At 69.6% G+C, this 19,398-nt stretch carries 19 protein-coding genes; 11 read left to right on the plus strand and 8 right to left on the minus strand.

The features are described from left to right. Positions 1-72 precede the first annotated feature (72 nt). The 5 genes from atpA (at position 73) to ACI2L1_RS02465 (ending at position 5,138) form a co-directional block, all read left to right on the plus strand. Positions 73-1,665: a F0F1 ATP synthase subunit alpha gene (gene atpA, locus ACI2L1_RS02445; RefSeq protein ID WP_404737456.1), complete on the plus strand. Its 1,593-nt coding sequence runs from the start codon at positions 73-75 to the stop codon at positions 1,663-1,665. Between the two features lie 20 nt (positions 1,666-1,685). Beyond that, positions 1,686-2,603 (plus strand): F0F1 ATP synthase subunit gamma, encoded by a 918-nt coding sequence (locus ACI2L1_RS02450; protein WP_404737457.1) that lies wholly within the window; start codon positions 1,686-1,688, stop codon positions 2,601-2,603. Further along, complete coding sequence (gene atpD, locus ACI2L1_RS02455; RefSeq protein WP_404737458.1) at positions 2,603-4,039, plus strand: F0F1 ATP synthase subunit beta; 1,437 nt, start codon at positions 2,603-2,605, stop codon at positions 4,037-4,039. The genes ACI2L1_RS02450 and atpD overlap by 1 nt, the downstream gene beginning before the upstream one ends. Before the next feature lie 133 nt (positions 4,040-4,172). Beyond that, positions 4,173-4,547 carry a F0F1 ATP synthase subunit epsilon gene (locus tag ACI2L1_RS02460; protein WP_404737459.1) on the plus strand — a complete coding sequence of 125 codons (375 nt, stop codon included), beginning with the start codon at positions 4,173-4,175 and terminating at the stop codon, positions 4,545-4,547. Between the two features lie 144 nt (positions 4,548-4,691). Then, positions 4,692-5,138, plus strand: a complete 447-nt coding sequence (locus tag ACI2L1_RS02465) for a DUF2550 domain-containing protein (protein WP_404737460.1) — start codon at positions 4,692-4,694, stop codon at positions 5,136-5,138. A 74-nt stretch (positions 5,139-5,212) separates the two neighbouring features. Here ACI2L1_RS02465 and ACI2L1_RS02470 read toward each other — a convergent pair whose 3' ends face one another. The 3 genes from ACI2L1_RS02470 to ACI2L1_RS02480 all read right to left on the minus strand — a co-directional run bounded on the left by ACI2L1_RS02470 (position 5,213) and on the right by ACI2L1_RS02480 (position 8,991). Then, positions 5,213-7,042: a glycosyl hydrolase family 18 protein gene (locus ACI2L1_RS02470; RefSeq protein ID WP_404737461.1), complete on the minus strand. Its 1,830-nt coding sequence runs from the start codon at positions 7,040-7,042 to the stop codon at positions 5,213-5,215. 141 nt (positions 7,043-7,183) lie between these two features. Further along, positions 7,184-7,825: a response regulator gene (locus ACI2L1_RS02475; protein WP_404737462.1), complete on the minus strand. Its 642-nt coding sequence runs from the start codon at positions 7,823-7,825 to the stop codon at positions 7,184-7,186. After that, on the minus strand, positions 7,822-8,991 hold the full coding sequence (locus tag ACI2L1_RS02480; RefSeq protein WP_404737463.1) for a sensor histidine kinase: 1,170 nt from the start codon (positions 8,989-8,991) through the stop codon (positions 7,822-7,824). Before ACI2L1_RS02480 ends, ACI2L1_RS02475 begins: the two co-directional genes overlap by 4 nt. 152 nt (positions 8,992-9,143) lie before the next feature. Here ACI2L1_RS02480 and ACI2L1_RS02485 point away from each other — a divergent pair, with 152 nt between their 5' ends. Continuing rightward, on the plus strand, positions 9,144-9,674 hold the full coding sequence (locus ACI2L1_RS02485) for a hypothetical protein (protein WP_404737464.1): 531 nt from the start codon (positions 9,144-9,146) through the stop codon (positions 9,672-9,674). On the opposite strand, the gene ACI2L1_RS02490 is transcribed toward ACI2L1_RS02485, so the two are convergent. The 3 genes from ACI2L1_RS02490 to ACI2L1_RS02500 are packed head-to-tail and all read right to left on the minus strand — an operon-like array spanning position 9,671 to position 11,799. Next, positions 9,671-10,243: a cob(I)yrinic acid a,c-diamide adenosyltransferase gene (locus ACI2L1_RS02490; RefSeq protein WP_404737465.1), complete on the minus strand. Its 573-nt coding sequence runs from the start codon at positions 10,241-10,243 to the stop codon at positions 9,671-9,673. The genes ACI2L1_RS02485 and ACI2L1_RS02490 overlap by 4 nt on opposite strands. A 13-nt stretch (positions 10,244-10,256) precedes the next feature. Next, complete coding sequence (locus ACI2L1_RS02495; RefSeq protein WP_404737466.1) at positions 10,257-11,006, minus strand: ABC transporter permease; 750 nt, start codon at positions 11,004-11,006, stop codon at positions 10,257-10,259. A 7-nt stretch (positions 11,007-11,013) separates the two neighbouring features. Further along, complete coding sequence (locus tag ACI2L1_RS02500; RefSeq protein WP_404737467.1) at positions 11,014-11,799, minus strand: ABC transporter ATP-binding protein; 786 nt, start codon at positions 11,797-11,799, stop codon at positions 11,014-11,016. A gap of 81 nt (positions 11,800-11,880) precedes the next feature. Between ACI2L1_RS02500 and ACI2L1_RS02505 the strand changes: the two genes are divergently transcribed. The 4 genes from ACI2L1_RS02505 to ACI2L1_RS02520 all read left to right on the plus strand — a co-directional run bounded on the left by ACI2L1_RS02505 (position 11,881) and on the right by ACI2L1_RS02520 (position 16,763). After that, positions 11,881-12,522, plus strand: a complete 642-nt coding sequence (locus tag ACI2L1_RS02505) for a TetR/AcrR family transcriptional regulator (RefSeq protein WP_404737468.1) — start codon at positions 11,881-11,883, stop codon at positions 12,520-12,522. Positions 12,523-12,659: 137 nt separating this feature from the next. Further along, positions 12,660-13,508, plus strand: a complete 849-nt coding sequence (locus ACI2L1_RS02510) for a 3-hydroxyacyl-CoA dehydrogenase family protein (RefSeq protein ID WP_404737469.1) — start codon at positions 12,660-12,662, stop codon at positions 13,506-13,508. A gap of 168 nt (positions 13,509-13,676) precedes the next feature. Next, on the plus strand, positions 13,677-14,000 hold the full coding sequence (locus ACI2L1_RS02515) for an STAS domain-containing protein (protein ID WP_328750541.1): 324 nt from the start codon (positions 13,677-13,679) through the stop codon (positions 13,998-14,000). A 231-nt stretch (positions 14,001-14,231) separates the two neighbouring features. After that, positions 14,232-16,763 carry an ATP-binding protein gene (locus ACI2L1_RS02520; protein ID WP_404737470.1) on the plus strand — a complete coding sequence of 844 codons (2,532 nt, stop codon included), beginning with the start codon at positions 14,232-14,234 and terminating at the stop codon, positions 16,761-16,763. Positions 16,764-16,842: 79 nt separating this feature from the next. On the opposite strand, the gene nucS is transcribed toward ACI2L1_RS02520, so the two are convergent. Beyond that, the gene (nucS, locus tag ACI2L1_RS02525; protein ID WP_404737471.1) at positions 16,843-17,514 is read right to left on the minus strand and encodes an endonuclease NucS; all 672 of its coding nucleotides are present in this window, start codon (positions 17,512-17,514) and stop codon (positions 16,843-16,845) included. A 256-nt stretch (positions 17,515-17,770) separates the two neighbouring features. Here nucS and ACI2L1_RS02530 point away from each other — a divergent pair, with 256 nt between their 5' ends. Next, positions 17,771-18,163 carry an SCO5389 family protein gene (locus tag ACI2L1_RS02530; protein ID WP_404737472.1) on the plus strand — a complete coding sequence of 131 codons (393 nt, stop codon included), beginning with the start codon at positions 17,771-17,773 and terminating at the stop codon, positions 18,161-18,163. Between the two features lie 90 nt (positions 18,164-18,253). On the opposite strand, the gene ACI2L1_RS02535 is transcribed toward ACI2L1_RS02530, so the two are convergent. Beyond that, entirely contained in the window at positions 18,254-19,282 is a 1,029-nt protein-coding gene (locus ACI2L1_RS02535; RefSeq protein ID WP_404737473.1) for an LLM class flavin-dependent oxidoreductase, read from the minus strand. Between the last annotated feature and the right edge of the window lie 116 nt (positions 19,283-19,398).

The raw sequence follows: 19,398 nt of genomic DNA on the forward strand, positions 1-19,398 counted from the left end.
AAGAATCCTGGGGGTCGCCCCCAGACCCCCAAAGTGAAACTTCGGGCCCAACAAGGAGAGCAGGGAACCCAGATGGCGGAGCTCACGATCCGGCCGGAGGAGATCCGGGACGCGCTGGAGACCTTCGTCCAGTCGTACAAGCCGGACGCGGCCTCGCGCGAGGAGGTCGGTACGGTCACCCTTGCCGGCGACGGCATCGCGAAGGTCGAGGGTCTGCCCTCGGCCATGGCCAACGAACTGCTGAAGTTCGAGGACGGCACCCTCGGCCTCGCGCTCAACCTGGAAGAGCGCGAGATCGGCGCCATCGTCCTCGGTGAGTTCAGCGGTATCGAGGAGGGTCAGCCGGTCTCCCGTACCGGTGAGGTCCTCTCCGTGGCCGTCGGCGAGGGCTACCTCGGCCGTGTCGTCGACCCGCTCGGCAACCCGATCGACGGCCTCGGCGAGATCGAGACCAGCGGTCGTCGCGCCCTTGAGCTGCAGGCCCCGGGCGTCATGGCCCGTAAGTCGGTGCACGAGCCGATGGAGACCGGCTACAAGGCCGTCGACGCGATGACCCCGATCGGCCGTGGCCAGCGTCAGCTGGTCATCGGTGACCGTCAGACCGGCAAGACCGCTCTGGCCGTCGACACGATCATCAACCAGCGCGACAACTGGCGCTCGGGCGACCCGAAGAAGCAGGTCCGCTGCGTCTACGTCGCCATCGGTCAGAAGGGCTCGACCATCGCCTCCGTGCGTGGCGCCCTCGAAGAGGCCGGCGCGCTGGAGTACACGACCATCGTCGCCGCCCCCGCGTCCGACCCGGCCGGCTTCAAGTACCTGGCGCCGTACACCGGTTCGGCCATCGGTCAGCAGTGGATGTACGAGGGCAAGCACGTCCTCATCATCTTCGACGACCTCTCGAAGCAGGCCGACGCCTACCGCGCCGTGTCCCTGCTGCTGCGCCGCCCGCCGGGCCGTGAGGCCTACCCGGGTGACGTCTTCTACCTGCACTCCCGCCTGCTGGAGCGCTGCGCGAAGCTCTCCGACGAGCTGGGCGCCGGCTCGATGACCGGTCTGCCGATCGTCGAGACCAAGGCCAACGACGTCTCGGCGTTCATCCCGACCAACGTCATCTCCATCACCGACGGCCAGTGCTTCCTGGAGTCGGACCTCTTCAACGCCGGTCAGCGCCCCGCGCTGAACGTCGGTATCTCCGTCTCCCGAGTCGGTGGTTCCGCCCAGCACAAGGCGATGAAGCAGGTTTCCGGCCGTCTGCGCCTCGACCTCGCCCAGTACCGTGAGCTGGAGGCGTTCGCCGCCTTCGGTTCCGACCTGGACGCCGCGTCGAAGGCGCAGCTGGAGCGCGGTCAGCGTCTGGTCGAGCTGCTCAAGCAGGCTCAGTACCAGCCGATGCCGACCGAGGACCAGGTCGTCTCCGTGTGGGCCGGTACCACCGGCAAGATGGACGACGTCCCGGTCAACGACATCCGCCGCTTCGAGAAGGAGCTCCTGGAGTATCTGCACCGCAAGGAGCAGGGCCTCATGACCTCCATCAAGGAGGGCGGCAAGATGTCGGACGACACGCTCACCGCCATCGCCGACGGCATCGCGGACTTCAAGAAGCAGTTCGAGACCTCGGACGGCAAGCTTCTCGGCGAAGACGCGCCGGCCGCCACGGCCAAGTGACGACGGAAGGGACCTGACTCATGGGAGCCCAGCTCCGGGTCTACAAGCGTCGCATCCGATCCGTCACCGCGACCAAGAAGATCACCAAGGCGATGGAGATGATCGCCGCCTCGCGTGTCGTCAAGGCGCAGCGCAAGGTGGCGGCCTCCACGCCGTACGCGCAGGAACTGACGCGTGCGGTCACGGCGGTCGGTAGCGGCTCGAACACCAAGCACCCGCTGACCACGCAGGCCGAGACGGTCGTGCGGTCCGCGGTGCTGCTCCTGACGAGCGACCGTGGTCTTGCCGGTGCCTTCAACTCCAACGCCATCAAGGCGGCGGAGCGGCTGACCGAGCGTCTTGAGGCCGAGGGCAAGGAGGTCGACACGTACATCGTCGGCCGCCGCGGTCTGGCTCACTACAACTTCCGCGAGCGCAAGGTCGCGGAGTCGTGGTCGGGCTTCACCGACGAGCCCAGCTACGCGGACGCCAAGAAGGTCGCGGCTCCGCTGATCGAGGCCATCGAGAAGGACACGGCCGAGGGCGGCGTGGACGAACTCCACATCGTCTTCACCGAGTTCGTCTCGATGATGACGCAGACGGCGCTCGACGACCGACTGCTTCCGCTCAGCCTCGAAGACGTGGCGAAGGAGACCGCCCCCCAGGGCGAGATCCTCCCGCTCTACGACTTCGAGCCCTCGGCGGAGGACGTCCTCGACGCCCTGCTGCCGCGCTACGTCGAGAGCCGTATCTACAACGCGCTGCTCCAGTCGGCCGCCTCCAAGCACGCCGCCACGCGCCGCGCGATGAAGTCGGCCACCGACAACGCGGGAGACCTGATCACCAGCCTCTCCCGACTTGCCAACGCGGCCCGCCAGGCCGAAATCACCCAGGAAATCAGCGAGATCGTCGGTGGCTCCGCAGCCCTGGCCGACGCGACCGCGGGGAGTGACAGGTAATGACGACGACAGTTGAGACGGCCGTTGCCACGGGCCGCGTCGCCCGGGTCATCGGCCCGGTCGTCGACGTGGAATTCCCCGTCGACGCGATGCCGGAGATCTACAACGCTCTGCACGTAGAGGTAGCCGACCCGGCCCTCGACGGCGCGAAGAAGACGCTGACCCTGGAGGTCGCCCAGCACCTGGGTGACGGCCTGGTCCGCACCATCTCCATGCAGCCCACCGACGGTCTGGTCCGCCAGGCCCCGGTCACCGACACCGGTGCCTCCATCACGGTGCCCGTCGGCGACTTCACCAAGGGCAAGGTGTTCAACACCCTCGGTGAGGTGCTGAACGCCGACGAGCAGTACACGGGCGAGCGCTGGGGCATCCACCGCAAGGCCCCGAACTTCGACGAGCTCGAGTCGAAGACCGAGATGTTCGAGACCGGCGTCAAGGTCATCGACCTTCTCACCCCGTACGTCAAGGGTGGAAAGATCGGCCTGTTCGGTGGTGCCGGCGTCGGCAAGACGGTGCTCATCCAGGAGATGATCTACCGCGTCGCCAACAACCACGACGGTGTCTCCGTGTTCGCCGGTGTCGGTGAGCGCACTCGTGAGGGCAACGACCTCATCGAGGAGATGGCGGAGTCGGGCGTCATCGACAAGACCGCGCTGGTCTTCGGCCAGATGGACGAGCCCCCGGGCACCCGTCTGCGGGTGGCCCTCGCCGGTCTGACCATGGCGGAGTACTTCCGCGATGTGCAGAAGCAGGACGTGCTGTTCTTCATCGACAACATCTTCCGCTTCACCCAGGCCGGTTCCGAGGTCTCGACCCTGCTCGGCCGTATGCCCTCCGCGGTGGGCTACCAGCCGAACCTGGCCGACGAGATGGGTCTCCTCCAGGAGCGCATCACCTCGACCCGTGGTCACTCGATCACCTCGATGCAGGCGATCTACGTCCCCGCGGACGACCTGACCGACCCGGCCCCGGCCACCACCTTCGCCCACCTCGACGCGACGACGGTTCTCTCCCGTCCGATCTCCGAGAAGGGCATCTACCCGGCCGTGGACCCGCTGGACTCCACGTCCCGCATCCTGGACCCGCGCTACATCGCGGCGGACCACTACAACACCGCGATGCGTGTCAAGGGGGTCCTGCAGAAGTACAAGGACCTCCAGGACATCATCGCCATCCTCGGCATCGACGAGCTCGGCGAGGAGGACAAGCTGGTCGTCCAGCGTGCCCGCCGCGTGGAGCGCTTCCTGTCCCAGAACACCCACGTCGCCAAGCAGTTCACCGGCGTCGACGGGTCGGACGTTCCGCTGGACGAGTCGATCGCGGCCTTCAACGCGATCATCGACGGCGACTACGACCACTTCCCGGAGCAGGCGTTCTTCCTGTGCGGTGGCATCGAGGACCTCAAGGCCAACGCCAAGGAGCTCGGCGTCTCCTGAACTGCCTGAGTTCGAAGTGAACCCTGTGGTTCACGCCTGAGGGGGCGGGGCACGTCCCGCCCCCTCATTCACGCCTACTAGACTTGTAACCAACACCCGGCCGAACCGCCGGGTGGTGACCCGAGGAGCCACCTTGGCTGCTGAGCTGCACGTCGCGCTGGTCGCGGCCGACCGAGAGGTCTGGTCCGGCGAGGCCACCCTGGTCGTCGCGCGCACCACGTCCGGCGACATCGGCGTCATGCCCGGTCACCAGCCGCTGCTCGGTGTGCTGGAGTCGGGCCCGGTGACCATCCGTACGAGTGAAGGTGGAACGGTCGTCGCCGCGGTGCACGGCGGTTTCATCTCGTTCGCGGACAACAAGCTGTCGCTGCTGGCCGAGATCGCCGAACTGTCGGACGAGATCGACGTCCAGCGCGCGGAGCGCGAACTGGAGCGCGCGAAGGCGGAGGGCGATGCCTCCGCCGAGCGTCGCGCCGACGTACGACTGCGTGCCGCGGCGGCGCGCTAGAGCCGCGCGGAGCTGTATGACGTCACTCAGCCGCGACTGGCACCGGAGCGATCCGGAGCCGGTCGCGGCTGAGGCAGATCTGGATGTTTTTTCCGTTCCGTTACCTGTTTCGAAGGTACCTAGGAGACGAGGAGGTCGGTGTCGATGGTCCTCGCTCTGACTGTGTGCGGAATCGTCGTGGCCCTGGTGGTGCTGGGGCTGTTCGTCTTCGGTCTGCGCCGCAGACTCATCCAGCGGTCCGGCGGCACCTTCGACTGTTCCCTGCGCTGGGACGTCCCGGAGAAAACCGACACCAGCGGCAAAGGCTGGAGCTACGGTGTCGCCCGCTACAACGGCGACCGTGTGGAGTGGTACCGCGTGTTCTCCTACGCCTACCGCCCGCGCCGCGTCCTGGAGCGCGCCGCGATCGAGGTCGCCGGCCGTCGTCTCCCCGAGGGCGAGGAGGAGCTGGCACTGCTCTCCGACGCCATCATCCTGACCTGTGTGCACCGGGGCACGCGTCTCGAACTCGCCATGAGCGAAGACGCGCTGACCGGTTTCCTCGCGTGGCTGGAGGCAGCCCCGCCCGGACAGCGAGTGAATGTGGCGTAGCCACATTCACTCGCTGGGTGGGGGTCCCCCCGGACGAAGTCTGGGGGAGCGTCAACGTCGCCTAGCCGACGCGGCTATGACAGCCCGCTGTTGATGGCGCTCACCAGCTCGCCGTTGCTGGTGTCACCGCTGAACTCCCAGAAGAACGCGCCGCCGAGGCCCTGCGACTTGGCCCAGCTCATCTTCCCGGCGATCGTCGACGGAGTGTCGTACGACCACCAGTTGCTGCCGCAGTGCGCATACGCCGTGCCCGCGATCGTGCCGGTGACCGGGCAGGACGTCTTGAGCACCTTGTAGTCCTCGATGCCCGGTTCATAGGTGCCGGACGCCGGGCCCGTGGCCGTGCCGCCCGGGGCGTCCTGGGTGACTCCGGTCCAGCCTCTGCCGTAGAAGCCGATGCCGAGCAGCAGCTTGCTCGCGGGGACGCCCTTCGCCTTGAACTTGGCGATCGCGTCGGCCGAGGTGAAGCCGGGCGTCGGGATGCCGCTGTAGGAGGTGAGGGGGGAGTGCGGGGCGGTCGGGCCGGTGGCGGTGGTACCGAAGGCGCCGAAGAAGTCGTACGTCATCACGTTGTACCAGTCGACGTACTGCGCCGCACCCGCGTAGTCCGCGGCGTCGATCTTGCCGCCGGAGGTGCCGTCGGCCGTGGTGGCCGCGGTGACCAGGTTGTTCGAGCCGAACCTGGCGCGCAGGGCCTGCATCAGGTTCTTGTAGGCCGCGGCGCCGCTGGTGTCGCAGGACAGACCGCAGGCGTTCGGGTACTCCCAGTCGATGTCGATGCCGTCGAACACATCGGCCCAGCGCGGGTCCTCGACCAGCTTGTAGCAGGAGTCGGCGAAGGCGGTCGGGTTGGCCGCCGCCTGCCCGAAGCCGCCGGACCAGGTCCAGCCGCCGAAGGACCAGAGGATCTTGATGTTGGGGTACTTGGCCTTCAGCTGGCGCAGCTGGTTGAAGTTGCCGCGCAGCGGCTGGTCCCAGGTGTCGGCGACGCCGCTCACCGACTGGTCGGCGGTGAACGCCTTGTCGTAGTCGGCGTAGGCGTCGCCGAGGGCGCACTGGCCGTTCGTGACGTTGCCGAAGGCGTAGTTGATGTGCGTGATCTTCGCCGCGGAGCCGGACGTCACCAGGTTCTTGACCTGGTAGTTGCGCACGAAGGTGTCCCACTCGGTGAGGTAGCCGAGCCTGACCTTGGAGCCGGTGGGCGGCGGGTCGGTGGTGCCGCCGGTGGTGTGCACGGCGACCGAGCCGCTGGCCGGTCCGGTCTGGTCCGCGGTGTCACGGGCCTGCACGGTGTACGAGTAGTCGGTGCCGGCGGTCAGACCGCTGTCCGTGTACGACGTCGTCGTCACGGTGGCCACCTTGGCACCGTCGCGCAGCACGTCGTAGTTCTTGACGCCCTTGTCGTCGGTGGCGGCGCTCCAGGCCAGCTTCACCGAGGTGTTGGTGATGTCGGAGGCGGTGGGGGTGCCTGGGGCGGACGGCGCCGAGTCTCCCGGAGTGGAGCCGCCGTCACAACTGCCGCCGTTCAGCTTGCAGTTGGCGGGAGATCCGGAGCCGGTGCCGTTGAAGCCGAAGGAGAGGGAGGCACCGGGGGCGAGGGTGCCGTTCCAGGACTTGTTCTTGGCGGTCCAGTGGGTGCCGGAGGAGGTGACGTCGGCGTCCCAGGCGGAGGTGACGGAGGTGCCGGAGGGGAAGTCCCACTCGACGGTCCATGAACTGAGGCTGCTGGAACCGGTGTTGGTCACCGTCCACTTGCCTTCGAAACCGGTGCCCCAGTCCTGGGTCTTGGCGTAGGTCGCGGTGGCGGTGGTCGCGGCCTGGGCGGGGCTCGCGAGGCCGACCAGGCCGGCGAAGGGGAGCAGCAGCGTGGCGAGGCCTGCCGCGGCTCTGTGTCTGAAGCGCATCGTGCGCCTCCTCGGGGAGTTGGGGGCGTGACTGAGCCTTCACGCCCACGGTGCCGCGAGAATAGAAAGGTCTGGACCACAGGTCAATAGGTCTGGACCACTCTTGTATACGGCGCTCCCTGGCGCCCCCCTGAAGCGCTTTCAGACCCCCAACTCCTGGGCCAGTACGGCCGCTTGCACCCGGCTGCGCAGCTCCAGCTTCCCCAGCAGACGGCTGACGTGTGTCTTCACCGTCGCCTCCGCCATGTCGAGCCGGGCCGCGATGTCCGCGTTGGACAGGCCCTCACCGAGGCAGGAGAGCACCTCGCGCTCCCGGCGGGTCAGGGCGTCGAGGACGGCCGGGTCGGCGCCCGTCCCGCGGACCGGCCTGGCCGCGAACTCGGCGATCAGACGCCGGGTGACGGCCGGGGCGACGATCCCCTCGCCGCGGGCCACCGTGCGCACGGCCGTGATGAGGTCCTTCGCCTCCGTGTTCTTCAGCAGGAAACCGGCGGCACCGGCCCGCAGCGCCCCGAACACGTACTCGTCGAGGTCGAAGGTGGTCAGCACGAGGACGTCCGCGAGCCCTTCCCCGACCACCTCCCGGGTCGCCGACACCCCGTCCAGACGCGGCATCTGCACGTCCATCAGCACGAGGTCCGGCCTCAACTCCCGGGCCAGCGACACCGCCTGCTCGCCGTCCGCCGCCTCACCGACCACGTCGATGCCGGGGGCGCTGCGCAGGATGAGGACGAGCCCGGCACGTACGGCGGACTGGTCCTCGGCGACGAGGACACGGATCATTCGGATTCTCCTTCCGACACGGGGAACGTGGCCTGTACGGCCCACAGCGCGCCCTGCGGTCCGGCCTGGAACGTGCCGCCGAGGAGCGCGGCCCGCTCCCGCATCCCGGCGAGGCCCGCGCCGGAACCGGGGGCCCGCGGGCCGTCCCGATGGCCGTAGGGACTGGTCACCCGGACGTCGAGCAGACCGTCCCGGCGGCCGAGGGCGACCGTGACCAGGCCGGGACAGGCGTGCTTGAGGGCGTTGGTCAGGGACTCCTGGACGATGCGGTAGGCGGCGAGTTCGACCGGCGCGGGAACCCTGCCGTGGTGGTCGGTGTCGAGGCGCACGTCCAGGCCGTTGGCGCGGGCGCCGTCGACCAGCGCCGCGAGGCCGTCGAGGGTGGGGGCGGCGGCGGGCTCGGTGTCGCCGCCGGCGTCGCGCAGGATGCCGATCAGCCGCCGCATCTCGGCGAGGCCCGCCACGCTGTTCTCCCGGATGACGGTCAGCGCCTGCGTGGAGGTGGCCGGTTCGTCGATCGACAGCGCGGCCGTCGAGTGGATGGCGATCGCCGACAGGTGGTTGGCGACCATGTCGTGCAACTCCCTTGCCATCCGGGCCCGTTCGGCGGTGACGGCCTGGGCGCGGTCTATCTCGGCGAGCAGCGCGGTCTGTTCGGCGCGCAGTCGGGCGGCCTCGGCGGCGTCACGGTGGTTGCGCACGATCCAGCCGGTGGCGGCGGGCCCGTACGCCACCACCCCGACGACCACACCGATCAGCAGCGACTCCGCGGTCCGCCACATCGCGAACGGCACCAGCGTCCCGGCCACGGTGAGCAGCCCGCTGATCCACTGGATGCGGCGGGCCGAGGCGAGCGGGCCGTACAGCACGGCCGCGTAGACGACGTCGGTGAACATCAGGATCGTGGCCAGGTTGCCCTGGGTCACGATGTCGGCGCAGATCGCCGCGGTGCCGGTCAGCAGGGCGGTGCGGGGTGCCGTCCGGCGCAGCAGTTCGCAGCCGGCCAGCACGGTGAGCGGCACGAGGACCGGCCAGGTGCCGTCGAAGAGCGTGATCGGGTCGTCGGCGGGCCGGGTGCTCAGACCGATGCCCACCAGCAGCAGGCCGCCGAGCAGCCCGCCGGCCGCGATGTACACGTCGAAGCGGTGCGGGCGGGGGAGGGCCATGACTCCATCCAACACGGTGCCCGCGCCCCGCGCCTGATCCCCGGGAACGGTCCTGGACTGCATCGTTCGATGTACGGCGACGTCGTCACCGCCGACGACGAAAGCGGCGGGCCGCGGCGCGAGCCTGGAGGGGTGAGGGAGAGGAGCGAGCCGTGCTCGTGGGACTGATCGTCGCGTGTGAGGTGGCCTTCTGGGTGCTGCTCGCGGCCGGACTGGCCTTCCGCTACGGGCTGCGGATGCCGCGGGTCGGACTGGCCCTGCTGCTGTGCGAGCCGCTGCTGGAGCTCGTGCTGTTCACGGTCACCGCGATCGACCTCAGGAACGGGGCCGAGCCCGACTGGAAGCACGGCCTGGCCGCCGTCTACATCGGCTTCACGGTGGGCCTCGGCCACTCGACGATCAAGTGGGCGGACGCCAGGGTCGCCCACCGGTTCGCGGGCGGCCCGCCCCCCGTGAAGCCGCCGAGGTACGGCACGGCCCGCGCCGTCCACGAGTGGAAGGTCGCGGGCCGCTGGATCCTCGCCGCGCTGGTCGCCGCCGCCCTGCTCCAGGCCGCGGTCTGGTACGTCGGCGACGGACCGACCGAGTCACTGCGCGCCTGGCAGCGGCGCATGCTGTGGCTGATCGGCATCAACGTGGTGATCGCCGCCAGCTACACGCTGTTCCCCAAGCGCGAGCGCTAGCGTTCCCCGCCGGGCACCCAGAGCACGTCACCGACGTCCTTGTTGGCGGTGCGCGCCAGGATGAACAGCAGGTCCGACAGGCGGTTGAGGTAGGTGGCGGTGAGGGGGTTCATGGCGTCGCCGTGGGCCTCCAGAGCCGCCCAGGTCGAGCGCTCGGCCCGGCGTACGACCGTGCAGGCCTGGTGGAGCAGGGCCGCCCCGGGCGTACCCCCCGGCAGGATGAAGGAGCGGAGCTTCTCCAGCTGCTCGTTGAAGTGGTCGCAGTCCGCCTCCAGCTTGTCGACGTAGAACTGTTCGACGCGCAGGGGCGGGAACTCGGGGTTCTCGACGACGGGCGTCGAGAGATCGGCTCCGACGTCGAACAGATCGTTCTGCACCCGGGTGAGGACCTTGACGATCTCCTCCCCAAGGTCGCCCAGGGCGATGGCCGTGCCGATCACCGCGTTCGCCTCGTTGGCGTCCGCGTACGCGGAGATCCGCAGGTCGGTCTTGGCGACCCGGCTCATGTCGCCGAGGGCGGTGGTGCCCTGGTCGCCGGTCCTGGTGTAGATGCGCGTCAGATTGACCATGAGGTCAGCGTAGTTACGCTCCGGCCGTCCGGAACACGCGTGTGCCGACCGACACGGCGAGCGCCGTGAGCCCGACGGCGACCAGGACGCCGTACAGCATGTGAGCGGTCGTGTACGAGCCGACGTACGCGTCCCGCATGGCGTCCACCAGATAGCGGAACGGCATGAAGTGGGAGAGGACGTCCAGCCAGGCCGGGCCCAGGGTCATCGGGAGCATCAGGCCGGACAGCAGCATGGACGGCATCGACACCGCGTTGATCAGCGGGCCGAACTCCTGCGGGGTACGGACCTTCATCGCCAGCGCGTACGACAGCGAGGCCAGCGAGACGGTCAGCAGACCGACGAACCCGAAGCCGATCAGCACCCCGGCCAGCGGCGCCCTCAGCCCCATCGCCACCGCGGCCAGCACCAGCAGCACCGCCTGGAAGACGAACACCGTGGCGTCGCGCAGCACCCGGCCCAGCAGCAGGGCGAGCCGGCTCACGGGAGTGACCCGCATCCGCTCCACCACGCCCTGACTCTTCTCGATGATGATCATGAAGCCCGCGAACAGCGCCCCGAACAGCCCCAGTTGGAGCAGCAGCCCTGGCACGAGGACCTGCCAGGAACTGCCGTGCCCGCCGAGCGGAAGGCCGGTGAGCAGCGGCCCGAAGAACACCAGATACAGCAGCGGCATCAGCACGCCGAACAGCAGCGCGAAGCGGGAGCGCAGCGACTGGCGAATGTAACGGCCGTAGACGAGTGCGGTGTCGTGCACAAGCATGGTTCTCCTATACGGCTACGGGGGCGGCGTCGGCCGGGACGGGACCGCGGCCGGTGATCGCGAGGAACGTGTCCTGGAGCGGGGCGTCGATCGAGCCGCCGTACTCCAGCTTCAGGGCGCTCGGCGTGCCCTCGGCCACGACCACGCCCTTGTCGACGATCACCAGACGGTCGGCGAGGGCGTCGGCCTCGTCGAGATAGTGCGTGGTCAGGAAGACGGTCGTGCCGTACTCGTCGCGCAGTCGGCGAACCAGGTTCCACAGGTCGGCCCGGCTGCCGGGGTCGAGGCCGGTGGTCGGCTCGTCGAGGAACAGCACCTTGGGCCGGTGCGTGAGCGCCATCGCGATGTCGAGGCGGCGCCGCTGACCGCCGGACAGCGCACCGCACTTTCGGTCGAGCAGGTCGGTGAGCCCCAGGTCGTGAGCCAACTCCTGAACGCGTGCGGCGGCCTGGTCCTTCGTCAGGCGGTACAGGCGCCCCTGCGTGACGAGCTCTTCCCGTACGGAGATCTGGGTGTCCACCCCGCCCGACTGGGCCACGTACCCGCACGCCCGGCGCACCCCCGCGGCGTCGGTGGCGAGGTCGTGCCCGGCGACGGTGGCCGTGCCGCCGGTGGGTGCGAGGAGGGTGGTGAGCATCCGGAGCGTGGTGGTCTTCCCGGCGCCGTTGGGGCCCAGGAAGCCGAGGATCTCGCCGTCGTGGACGGTGAGGTCGACTCCGCGGACGGCCTCGACGGGGCCGTGCTTGGTCTGGAAGGTGCGGGCCAGTCCGGCCGCGCTGATGACTGCTGTCATGTGGTCCAGAAAAACAGAGTCCATGAAATTTTGCAATGACTCCAAAATTTAAGAGCACCCAGGAACGACTACGATGCGGTCATGGCAGAGGGGCTCAGGGAGCGGAAGAAGCGACAGACCCGGCAGTACATCTCGGACGTCGCCACCGGCCTGTTCATCGAGCGCGGCTTCGACGCGGTCACCGTCGCCGAGATCGCCGACGCCGCGAACGTCTCCGTCAACACCGTCTACAACTACTTCCCGGCCAAGGAGGACCTCTTCCTCGACCGCAGCAAGGGCATCGTCGACCGGCTCTCGCGCTGGGTGCGCGCACGGGACGTGGGGGAGTCGGCGGCCGCGGCCGTACTCAGGGAGCTGCGCGAGGAGGTCGAGGCGGTCTCGCCGCGCGTCGGGCTGCTGGCGGGCTACGACCGCTTCATGCGGGTCGTCCAGGACGCGCCGACGCTCCGCTCCCGGCTGTGGAGCATCCAGCAGGAGGTCCAGGAGAACCTGGAGGCGACCCTGCGCGAGGAGACCGGCGCAGCGCCCGGCGATCCGCTGCCCGCCTTGATCGCCGGTCAGATCAACTGGCTCCACCAGACGGTCATGGGCAGCATCGGGCGCGAGATGGTCGCGGGGCGCGAACCGGACGAAGTATCACGAGAGACGCTCGTGCTTCTCGATGACATGGAGCAGCTGTTGAGCGACAAGGTGCTCAACTACGCCGTACGAGACCACTCGTGACAGCTACCGGTGTGATGTCCGTCAGTTGAGACGTGACGCGCATTACTAACCGGTCACACAGCCCCTCACGAGCGCTAGGGTCCGCCGAAGAGGCAACCTCAACAGGGTGTAAGGCGTTTCAAAGGGGAGTCGCAACAGTGGCACGGAAGCTTGCCGTCATCGGCGCCGGCTTGATGGGTTCCGGCATCGCCCAGGTCTCCGCCCAGGCCGGATGGGACGTGGTCCTCAGGGACGTCACCGACGAGGCGCTGAAGCGCGGCACCGACGGCATCAAGGCTTCGTACGACAAGTTCGTGAGCAAGGGCAAACTGGAGGCGCACGACGCCGACGCCGCCCTCGCCCGGATCACGGCGACCACCGACCTGGAGGCGGCCGCCGACGCCGATGTCGTCGTCGAGGCCGTCTTCGAGAAGCTCGAAGTCAAGCACGAGATCTTCCGCACCCTGGACAGGATCGTCCGCGAGGACACCGTGCTCGCCTCGAACACCTCCGCGATCCCGATCACCAAGATCGCGGCGGCCACCGAGCGCCCCGAGCGGGTCGTCGGCGTGCACTTCTTCTCGCCGGTGCCGATGATGCAGCTCGTCGAGCTGGTCCGCGGCTACAAGACGAGCGACGAAACCCTCGCCACCGCGCGGGAGTTCGCCGAGTCCGTCGGCAAGACCTGCATCGTCGTCAACCGGGACGTGGCCGGGTTCGTGACCACCCGTCTCATCTCCGCCCTCGTCGTCGAGGCGACCAAGCTCTACGAGTCGGGCGTCGCGACCGCCGAGGACATCGACCTCGCCTGCAAGCTGGGCTTCGGCCACGCCATGGGCCCGCTCGCCACGGCGGACCTGACCGGCGTCGACATCCTGCTGCACGCCACCAGCAACATCTACACCGAGTCCCAGGACGAGAAGTTCGCCCCGCCGGAGCTGATGCGCCGGATGGTGGACGCCGGTGACATCGGACGCAAGAGCGGGCAGGGCTTCTACAAGCACTGACGGTTTTCCGTCACCGTAACCGCACAAGCCCCTCTGGTTTCACACTCAGGGGTGAATTCGGTATCGGTTCGCTTACAGACGGCAACCTTCGACCGTGCAACGCAGTCAGAGGTGTCATCACTGGACATCACATTCGTGGAGTACTACACGCACTCACGGGGAGCGCATATGTACATCAGGGGCGACCACGCCGAGCTGGTCGTCGGGGGCCGCCTCGACGTCCGCAGCGCGGCGGACGCCCGTACGGTCCTGCACTCGGCCGTCGACGACGGAGCCGGCGACCTGGTGCTCGACCTGTCCGAGCTGGATTCCTGGGACGCCACCGGTCTCGGGGTGATCATGGGGGTGCACCGCCGGGCCGGCCGCTGCGGCCGACGCCTGGTGCTGCGCGACGTACCGCCGCAGATGCAGCGCCTCCTGGTCGCCACCCGACTGCACCGGATCCTGGCGGTCGAGGGCGGCATCGGGGTGGAGTCACTGCCCCGCGTCTGACCCCCGTACACCCCGGCGAAACGCATGTCACGCGCAATCCTCACGAGACTGTGACGTCTCGGACGGCGCGGTACCCCGGGCTGTCGTAGATACTGTGCGAAGGTTTAGGGTTCGGTCGCCCGCTGCCAACATCCCTTCCAGCGGGCCCGGACCAGAAGCGACAGCGCTGTGTGCAGCCAGGTCGGGAGGGGCCGCGACAGGCACACGAGACGCTTTTGGGGGGCTTGACCTATGGACCCGAACAACCGGGGACCCGAGGAGTACGGCCATGACGGCGACGCCGGTTCGCCCCGTCAGCGCCCGTCCAGGGACTCCCTCACATCCGACTTCGGCCAGCACTCGCCCGCGCTCGCCCGCACCGTGCAGCTCGTCGCCGGCGACTTCCTGCTCACCGTCAACCCCGTCGACGGCAGCGAGATAGAGGCCTGCCCGCCCGGCGAGCGGCCGGGGCGGCCCGAGAAGTTCAGCGCCGCCGAACGCGCCGAGGTGGACCGCGCGGCCCGCCCGCCCGTCCCGCCCGGACCCACTCGTACCGCGCTGCCGCTCCTGGCCCGCCAGGACGAGCGGGAGCGCCTGGTCCGCCTGCTCGCACGCGGCCGCTCGGTACGCCTGACCGGCCCCGCCGGCTCCGGCCGCACCAGCCTCCTCGACCTGGTCGCCGAGGACTGCTCGGACCTCGCCCCCGACGGTGTCGTCCGCCTCACCGGCTTCCACCGCACGGCGAGCGAGCTGCTGTACGACCTCTTCTACGCCGTCCACAACTCGCCCCTGCACCGCCCCGACCGGGACGAGCTGCTCTCCTGCGTCCGGGAGATCGGCGCGGTCGTCGTCCTCGACGACATCGAGTTCGGCGGCGCGGGTCTCGACGAACTGCTCGACGCCACGCCCGAGTGCGCCTTCGTGATCGGCGCCACGCCCGACGTGCCCGCGCCCTCCGCCGACTCCGCCGTCGAGGAGGTCTTCCTCGGCGGCCTGGAGCGCGCCGACGGCCTCGACCTCCTGGAGCGCTGTGTCGGCCGGGTGCTGACCGAGGAGGAGTCGAACTGGGCGGGTGACCTCTGGTTCGAGTCCGAGGGCCTGCCGCTGCGCTTCGTCCAGGCCGGTGCCCTGCTCAGACAGCGTGACCGGCATCGGGCCGGGGCGAACGCCGTCGACGAGTTCGGCGTCTTCGCGGACGCGGCTCCGGCCGACGCACCGTTCACCGCCGACGAGGGCGAGGAGACACCGCTGCCCGCCCTCGGCGAGGCCGCTGCCCCCGCCCCGCTGCTCGCCTCCCGGCTGAGCGAGTCCGCGCGCGCCACACTGCGGTTCGCCGTCGCGCTCGGCGGCGAGGTGCCCCACCAGGCCCACCTGCCCGCCCTGGTCGGCGACACCCACGCGGACGCCGCCCTCGGCGAGCTCGCCGACGCGGGCCTGGTCTCCCCGGTCGGCTCCCGCTACCGACTCGCCGCCGGTGTCCTCACCCAGCTGGAGGCCGCCGGATACGGCGACGACATCGAGGCCCCCGCCCTCACCGCCGCCCAGCACTACAGCTGGTGGGCCGGACACCCCTCGGTCACCCCGGAGCGGGTGTGCGCCGAGGCGGACGCCCTGCTCGCCGCCCTCGCCGTCCTGACCCCGGCCACCACCGCGCCCGCCGAGGGCGAGGAGGCGGCCACCGTGCAGCTGGCCCGCACAGCGGCGCCCGCGTTCGCCGCAGGCTGCCACTGGGGCGCCTGGGAGCGTTCGCTGCGGGCCGGCGCGGAGGCCTCCCAGCTCGCCGGTGAGGTGTCCGAACAGGCCTACTTCCACCACGAGCTCGGCATCCTCGCGCTCTGCGGCGGAGAGCTCGACCGGGCCCGCGCCGAACTTGAGGCCTCCATCGGCCTGCGCGGCGCCCTCGCCGACAAGCGCGGCACCGTCGCGGGCCGTCGCGCCCTCGCCCTGGTCTCCGACCGGGACGGAACCGCGCCCGGACTGGCCGGCCTCGGCGCGATGGCGGGCGAGGAGGTGCCCGACGCTCGGTACGACGAGTCCGCCTCGCCGCCCGGAGGGGTCCCCGCGGCCTTCCCGCCGCTCCAGCTGCCGGGCGACTCCCAGACCATCGTCGTCCACCGTGACTCCGCCACGCCCCCGCCCTCCCGCAAGGCCCGGGGCGGCCTCAAGGGCCTCGCCAAGCGCAACCTCGTCGCGGCCGGCGCGGGCGCGCTCCTTGTGGCGGTGCTCGGCACGGTCGTGACACTGGGTGCCACCTCCGACAACGACCCGAACTCCCCGTCCAACGAGGTGGGCGTCAACCCGTCGGCCAGCGTCGGCATCGACGACGGCAACCTCGGCGCGGAGGCCCCGCAGGACGGCGACGACAAGGGCGACACGGGTACGGCGACATCCCGGCCGACCGACCCTGGTCCTGACGGCACGTACGGGACTTCGGACGATCCGACGCCTACGGGGGCGGCGCAGCCGTCCGACGACCCGAGCGGGACGCAGGGGGGCGGTTCGACGGGTACGTCCAAGCCGTCGCCGAAGCCGTCGTCGACCTCGCCGAAGCCGACACCGACGCCGTCCGGCAAGCCGTCGGACTCCGGTTCCGCGACGCCGTCGGACTCCGCGACGCCCACCGACCCGGACACGCCCACGACCACCCCGACCGACACCACGCCGACCACCTCCGACTCGGCCAGCGGCCCGAGCTCCACCACCCCGGTGGAGAACAGCAGCTCGGCCGGCGCCCCGGAGAGCAGCGCCGTGAGCTCGCCGAGCAGCTCGCAGCAGACCATCTGAGCGGCGCACGAGACAGGAGGGCCGGGTCCATGAAGCGGACCCGGCCCTCGTCGTCGTAGAAGTAGAAGAAGAGGCGCTGTCAGAACAGCCGCAGCTTGTCGTCCTCGATGCCGCGCAGCGCGTCGTAGTCCATGATGTGGCAGCCGATACCGCGGTCGGTCGCGAGGACGCGGGCCTGGGGCTTGATCTCCTGGGCGGCGAAGATGCCGCGGACCGGGGCGAGATGGGGGTCGCGGTTCAACAGGTCGAGGTAGCGGGTGAGTTGCTCGACGCCGTCGATCTCGCCGCGCCGCTTGATCTCGACCGCCACGGTCTGCCCGTCGGAGTCACGGCACAGGATGTCGACCGGGCCGATGGCCGTCATGTACTCGCGGCGGATCAACGTGTAGCCGTCGCCGAGCGTTTCGATGCGGTCGGCGAGCAGCTCCTGAAGGTGCGCTTCCACGCCGTCCTTGATCAGGCCCGGATCCACGCCCAGTTCGTGCGAGGAGTCATGGAGGACTTCCTCCATCGTGATGATGAGCTTCTCGCCCGCCTTGTTGATGACGGTCCAGACGCCTTCCTCGTCGCCGGTTCCCTCCTTCAACGTGCAGGGCGGCGACATCCAGTTCAGGGGCTTGTAGGCCCGGTCATCGGCGTGGATGGAGACGCTGCCGTCGGCCTTCACCAGGATCAGACGGGGGGCCGAGGGCAGGTGGGCGGTGAGCCGGCCCGCGTAGTCGACGGAACACCGGGCAATGACGAGACGCATGGTCGGCAACGCTACTCGACGGGCGCATGTCCACGCGATTCGGCCCGTAAGGCTGTGGAGAAACCCTGTTCACTTGTGGCCGATTGTGGGCCTGTTGGGAGTGCCCTTTGTTCGCATTCTCCTGGTGCGGTCACCGTCCGTTGCCTACCGTAGTAAACGGGAGGTCGCGAGGCGTGTACTGAGAGTGTTCGACATCGCGAACTCCCTTATCTGTCCGGCAACCCCTGAGGAAATCAGGGGTGCGAGAGGAGAACCCATGTCGCTCGACGTCTCACCGGCCCTACTCGAGAAGGCCGAGCGAGGCGAGGTCGACGAAGCCGAATTCGTCGACTGCGTCCGGACCTCCCTGCCCTACGCATGGGAGATGATCAGCTCCCTGGTGGCCCAGCTGAAGGTCGACGGCGGCAACTTCGCCGACAACCAGACGCCTCCGCCGGACGAGCAGGCACGCGGTCAGCTGTTGCGTGCGCTTGCGAGTGACGCGATACGCGGCGCGCTGCAACGGCACTTCGGTGTGCGGCTGGCCTTCCAGAACTGCCACCGGGTGGCGGTGTTCCCGCTGGACGCCTCGGTCGACGAGACGCTGGTCCGCTTCACCTCGGTGCGCAGTCAGCTGCTGAACCAGTCTCCGGAGTTCCGGGACTGCTGAGACGGCGCCGCTTGCTTGCCGCTCCGTACGCGGGAGGTGCATCAGTACCGGGGCGGCAAGCTCCAGCCGGGCAAGGGTTCCTGTTCCACTTCAGGTCAGATGCGGCAGCACTTCCGCACCCAGCCGCCGTACGTTCTCCTCGGTGGCCGCCAGATCTCCCGAGCCCTCGACGAGCAGGGCGAAGCGCGAGACCCCGGTCCGTTCGCTGGTCGCCGCGAGGCGGTCGGCGCACAGCCGCGGGGTGCCCACCGGGTGCAGTCCGCAGAGCAGTTCGGTGTAGGCCACCGGGTCGCGCATCTGCCGTGCCCGGCCGTCGACCGTGACATGGGCGCCGAGCCCCTGCCTGAGCCAGCCCGGCATCGCCTTCACCAGGGCCTCCACCGCGTCCGTGCGCCGGTCCGCGATCTGACAGACACCCGCCGACACATGGGGCGCGTCCAGGACCTTCTCCGGCGCGTGCCCGGCCGCGCGCGCCTGCCTGCGCCACAGGGCGACCATCTCCGCCTTCTCCTCGTCCCCGACATGCATCCCGAGCAGCATCGGCAGCCCGCGCTCGGCGGCCAGCCGGACGCTCGCGGGGGAGGTGCAGGCGACGATCACCTCGGGCCCGTCCACCTCCGTGAGCGACTCCGAGGGCCGCGGCACGACGGGCACCTCACGGAACCTGAACCGCTCACCGGACGCCCCGACGGAGGGTTCGCGCAGCCAGCGCACCAGCAGATCGAGTGATTCCGGGAACCCCTTCTCGTACGCCTGAAGGCCCGCGCCGAACACCTCCAGATCGACCCATGGTCCGCCGCGCCCCACGCCCAGCGAGAAGCGCCCGCCGCTCGTCATGTGCAGCAGCGCGGCCTGCTCGCCGAGGGCGACGGGGTGGACGGTGGGCAGCACGCTCACCGCGGTGCCGACCCGGATGCGCTGGGTGCGGCCCAGCAGCAGGGCCGCCAGCGTGACCGCGGACGGACAGGTGCCGTACGGCACGAAGTGGTGTTCCGCCAGCCAGACCGCGTCGAGTCCGGCCTCCTCCGCGAGCTCGGCCGAGCGGACCGCGCGGTGCAGCGCCTCCCCCTGGCCCTGCCCCGGGAACTGGGCCGCCAACACGAATGTTCCTACGTGCATGTGCTTTTCCTGCTTCCTTGGCTCCGACACGGAGCTCCCCCACTCGGCATAACCGTCTGACACGTGCCGAGGACACGGCCTGGCGGAGAGATTTGCCGATTGTCTGCAGAATGGGC

Origin of the sequence: Streptomyces sp. NPDC019531, from assembly GCF_044903305.1 — a bacterium.
In the GTDB taxonomy this organism is placed as follows: domain Bacteria; phylum Actinomycetota; class Actinomycetes; order Streptomycetales; family Streptomycetaceae; genus Streptomyces.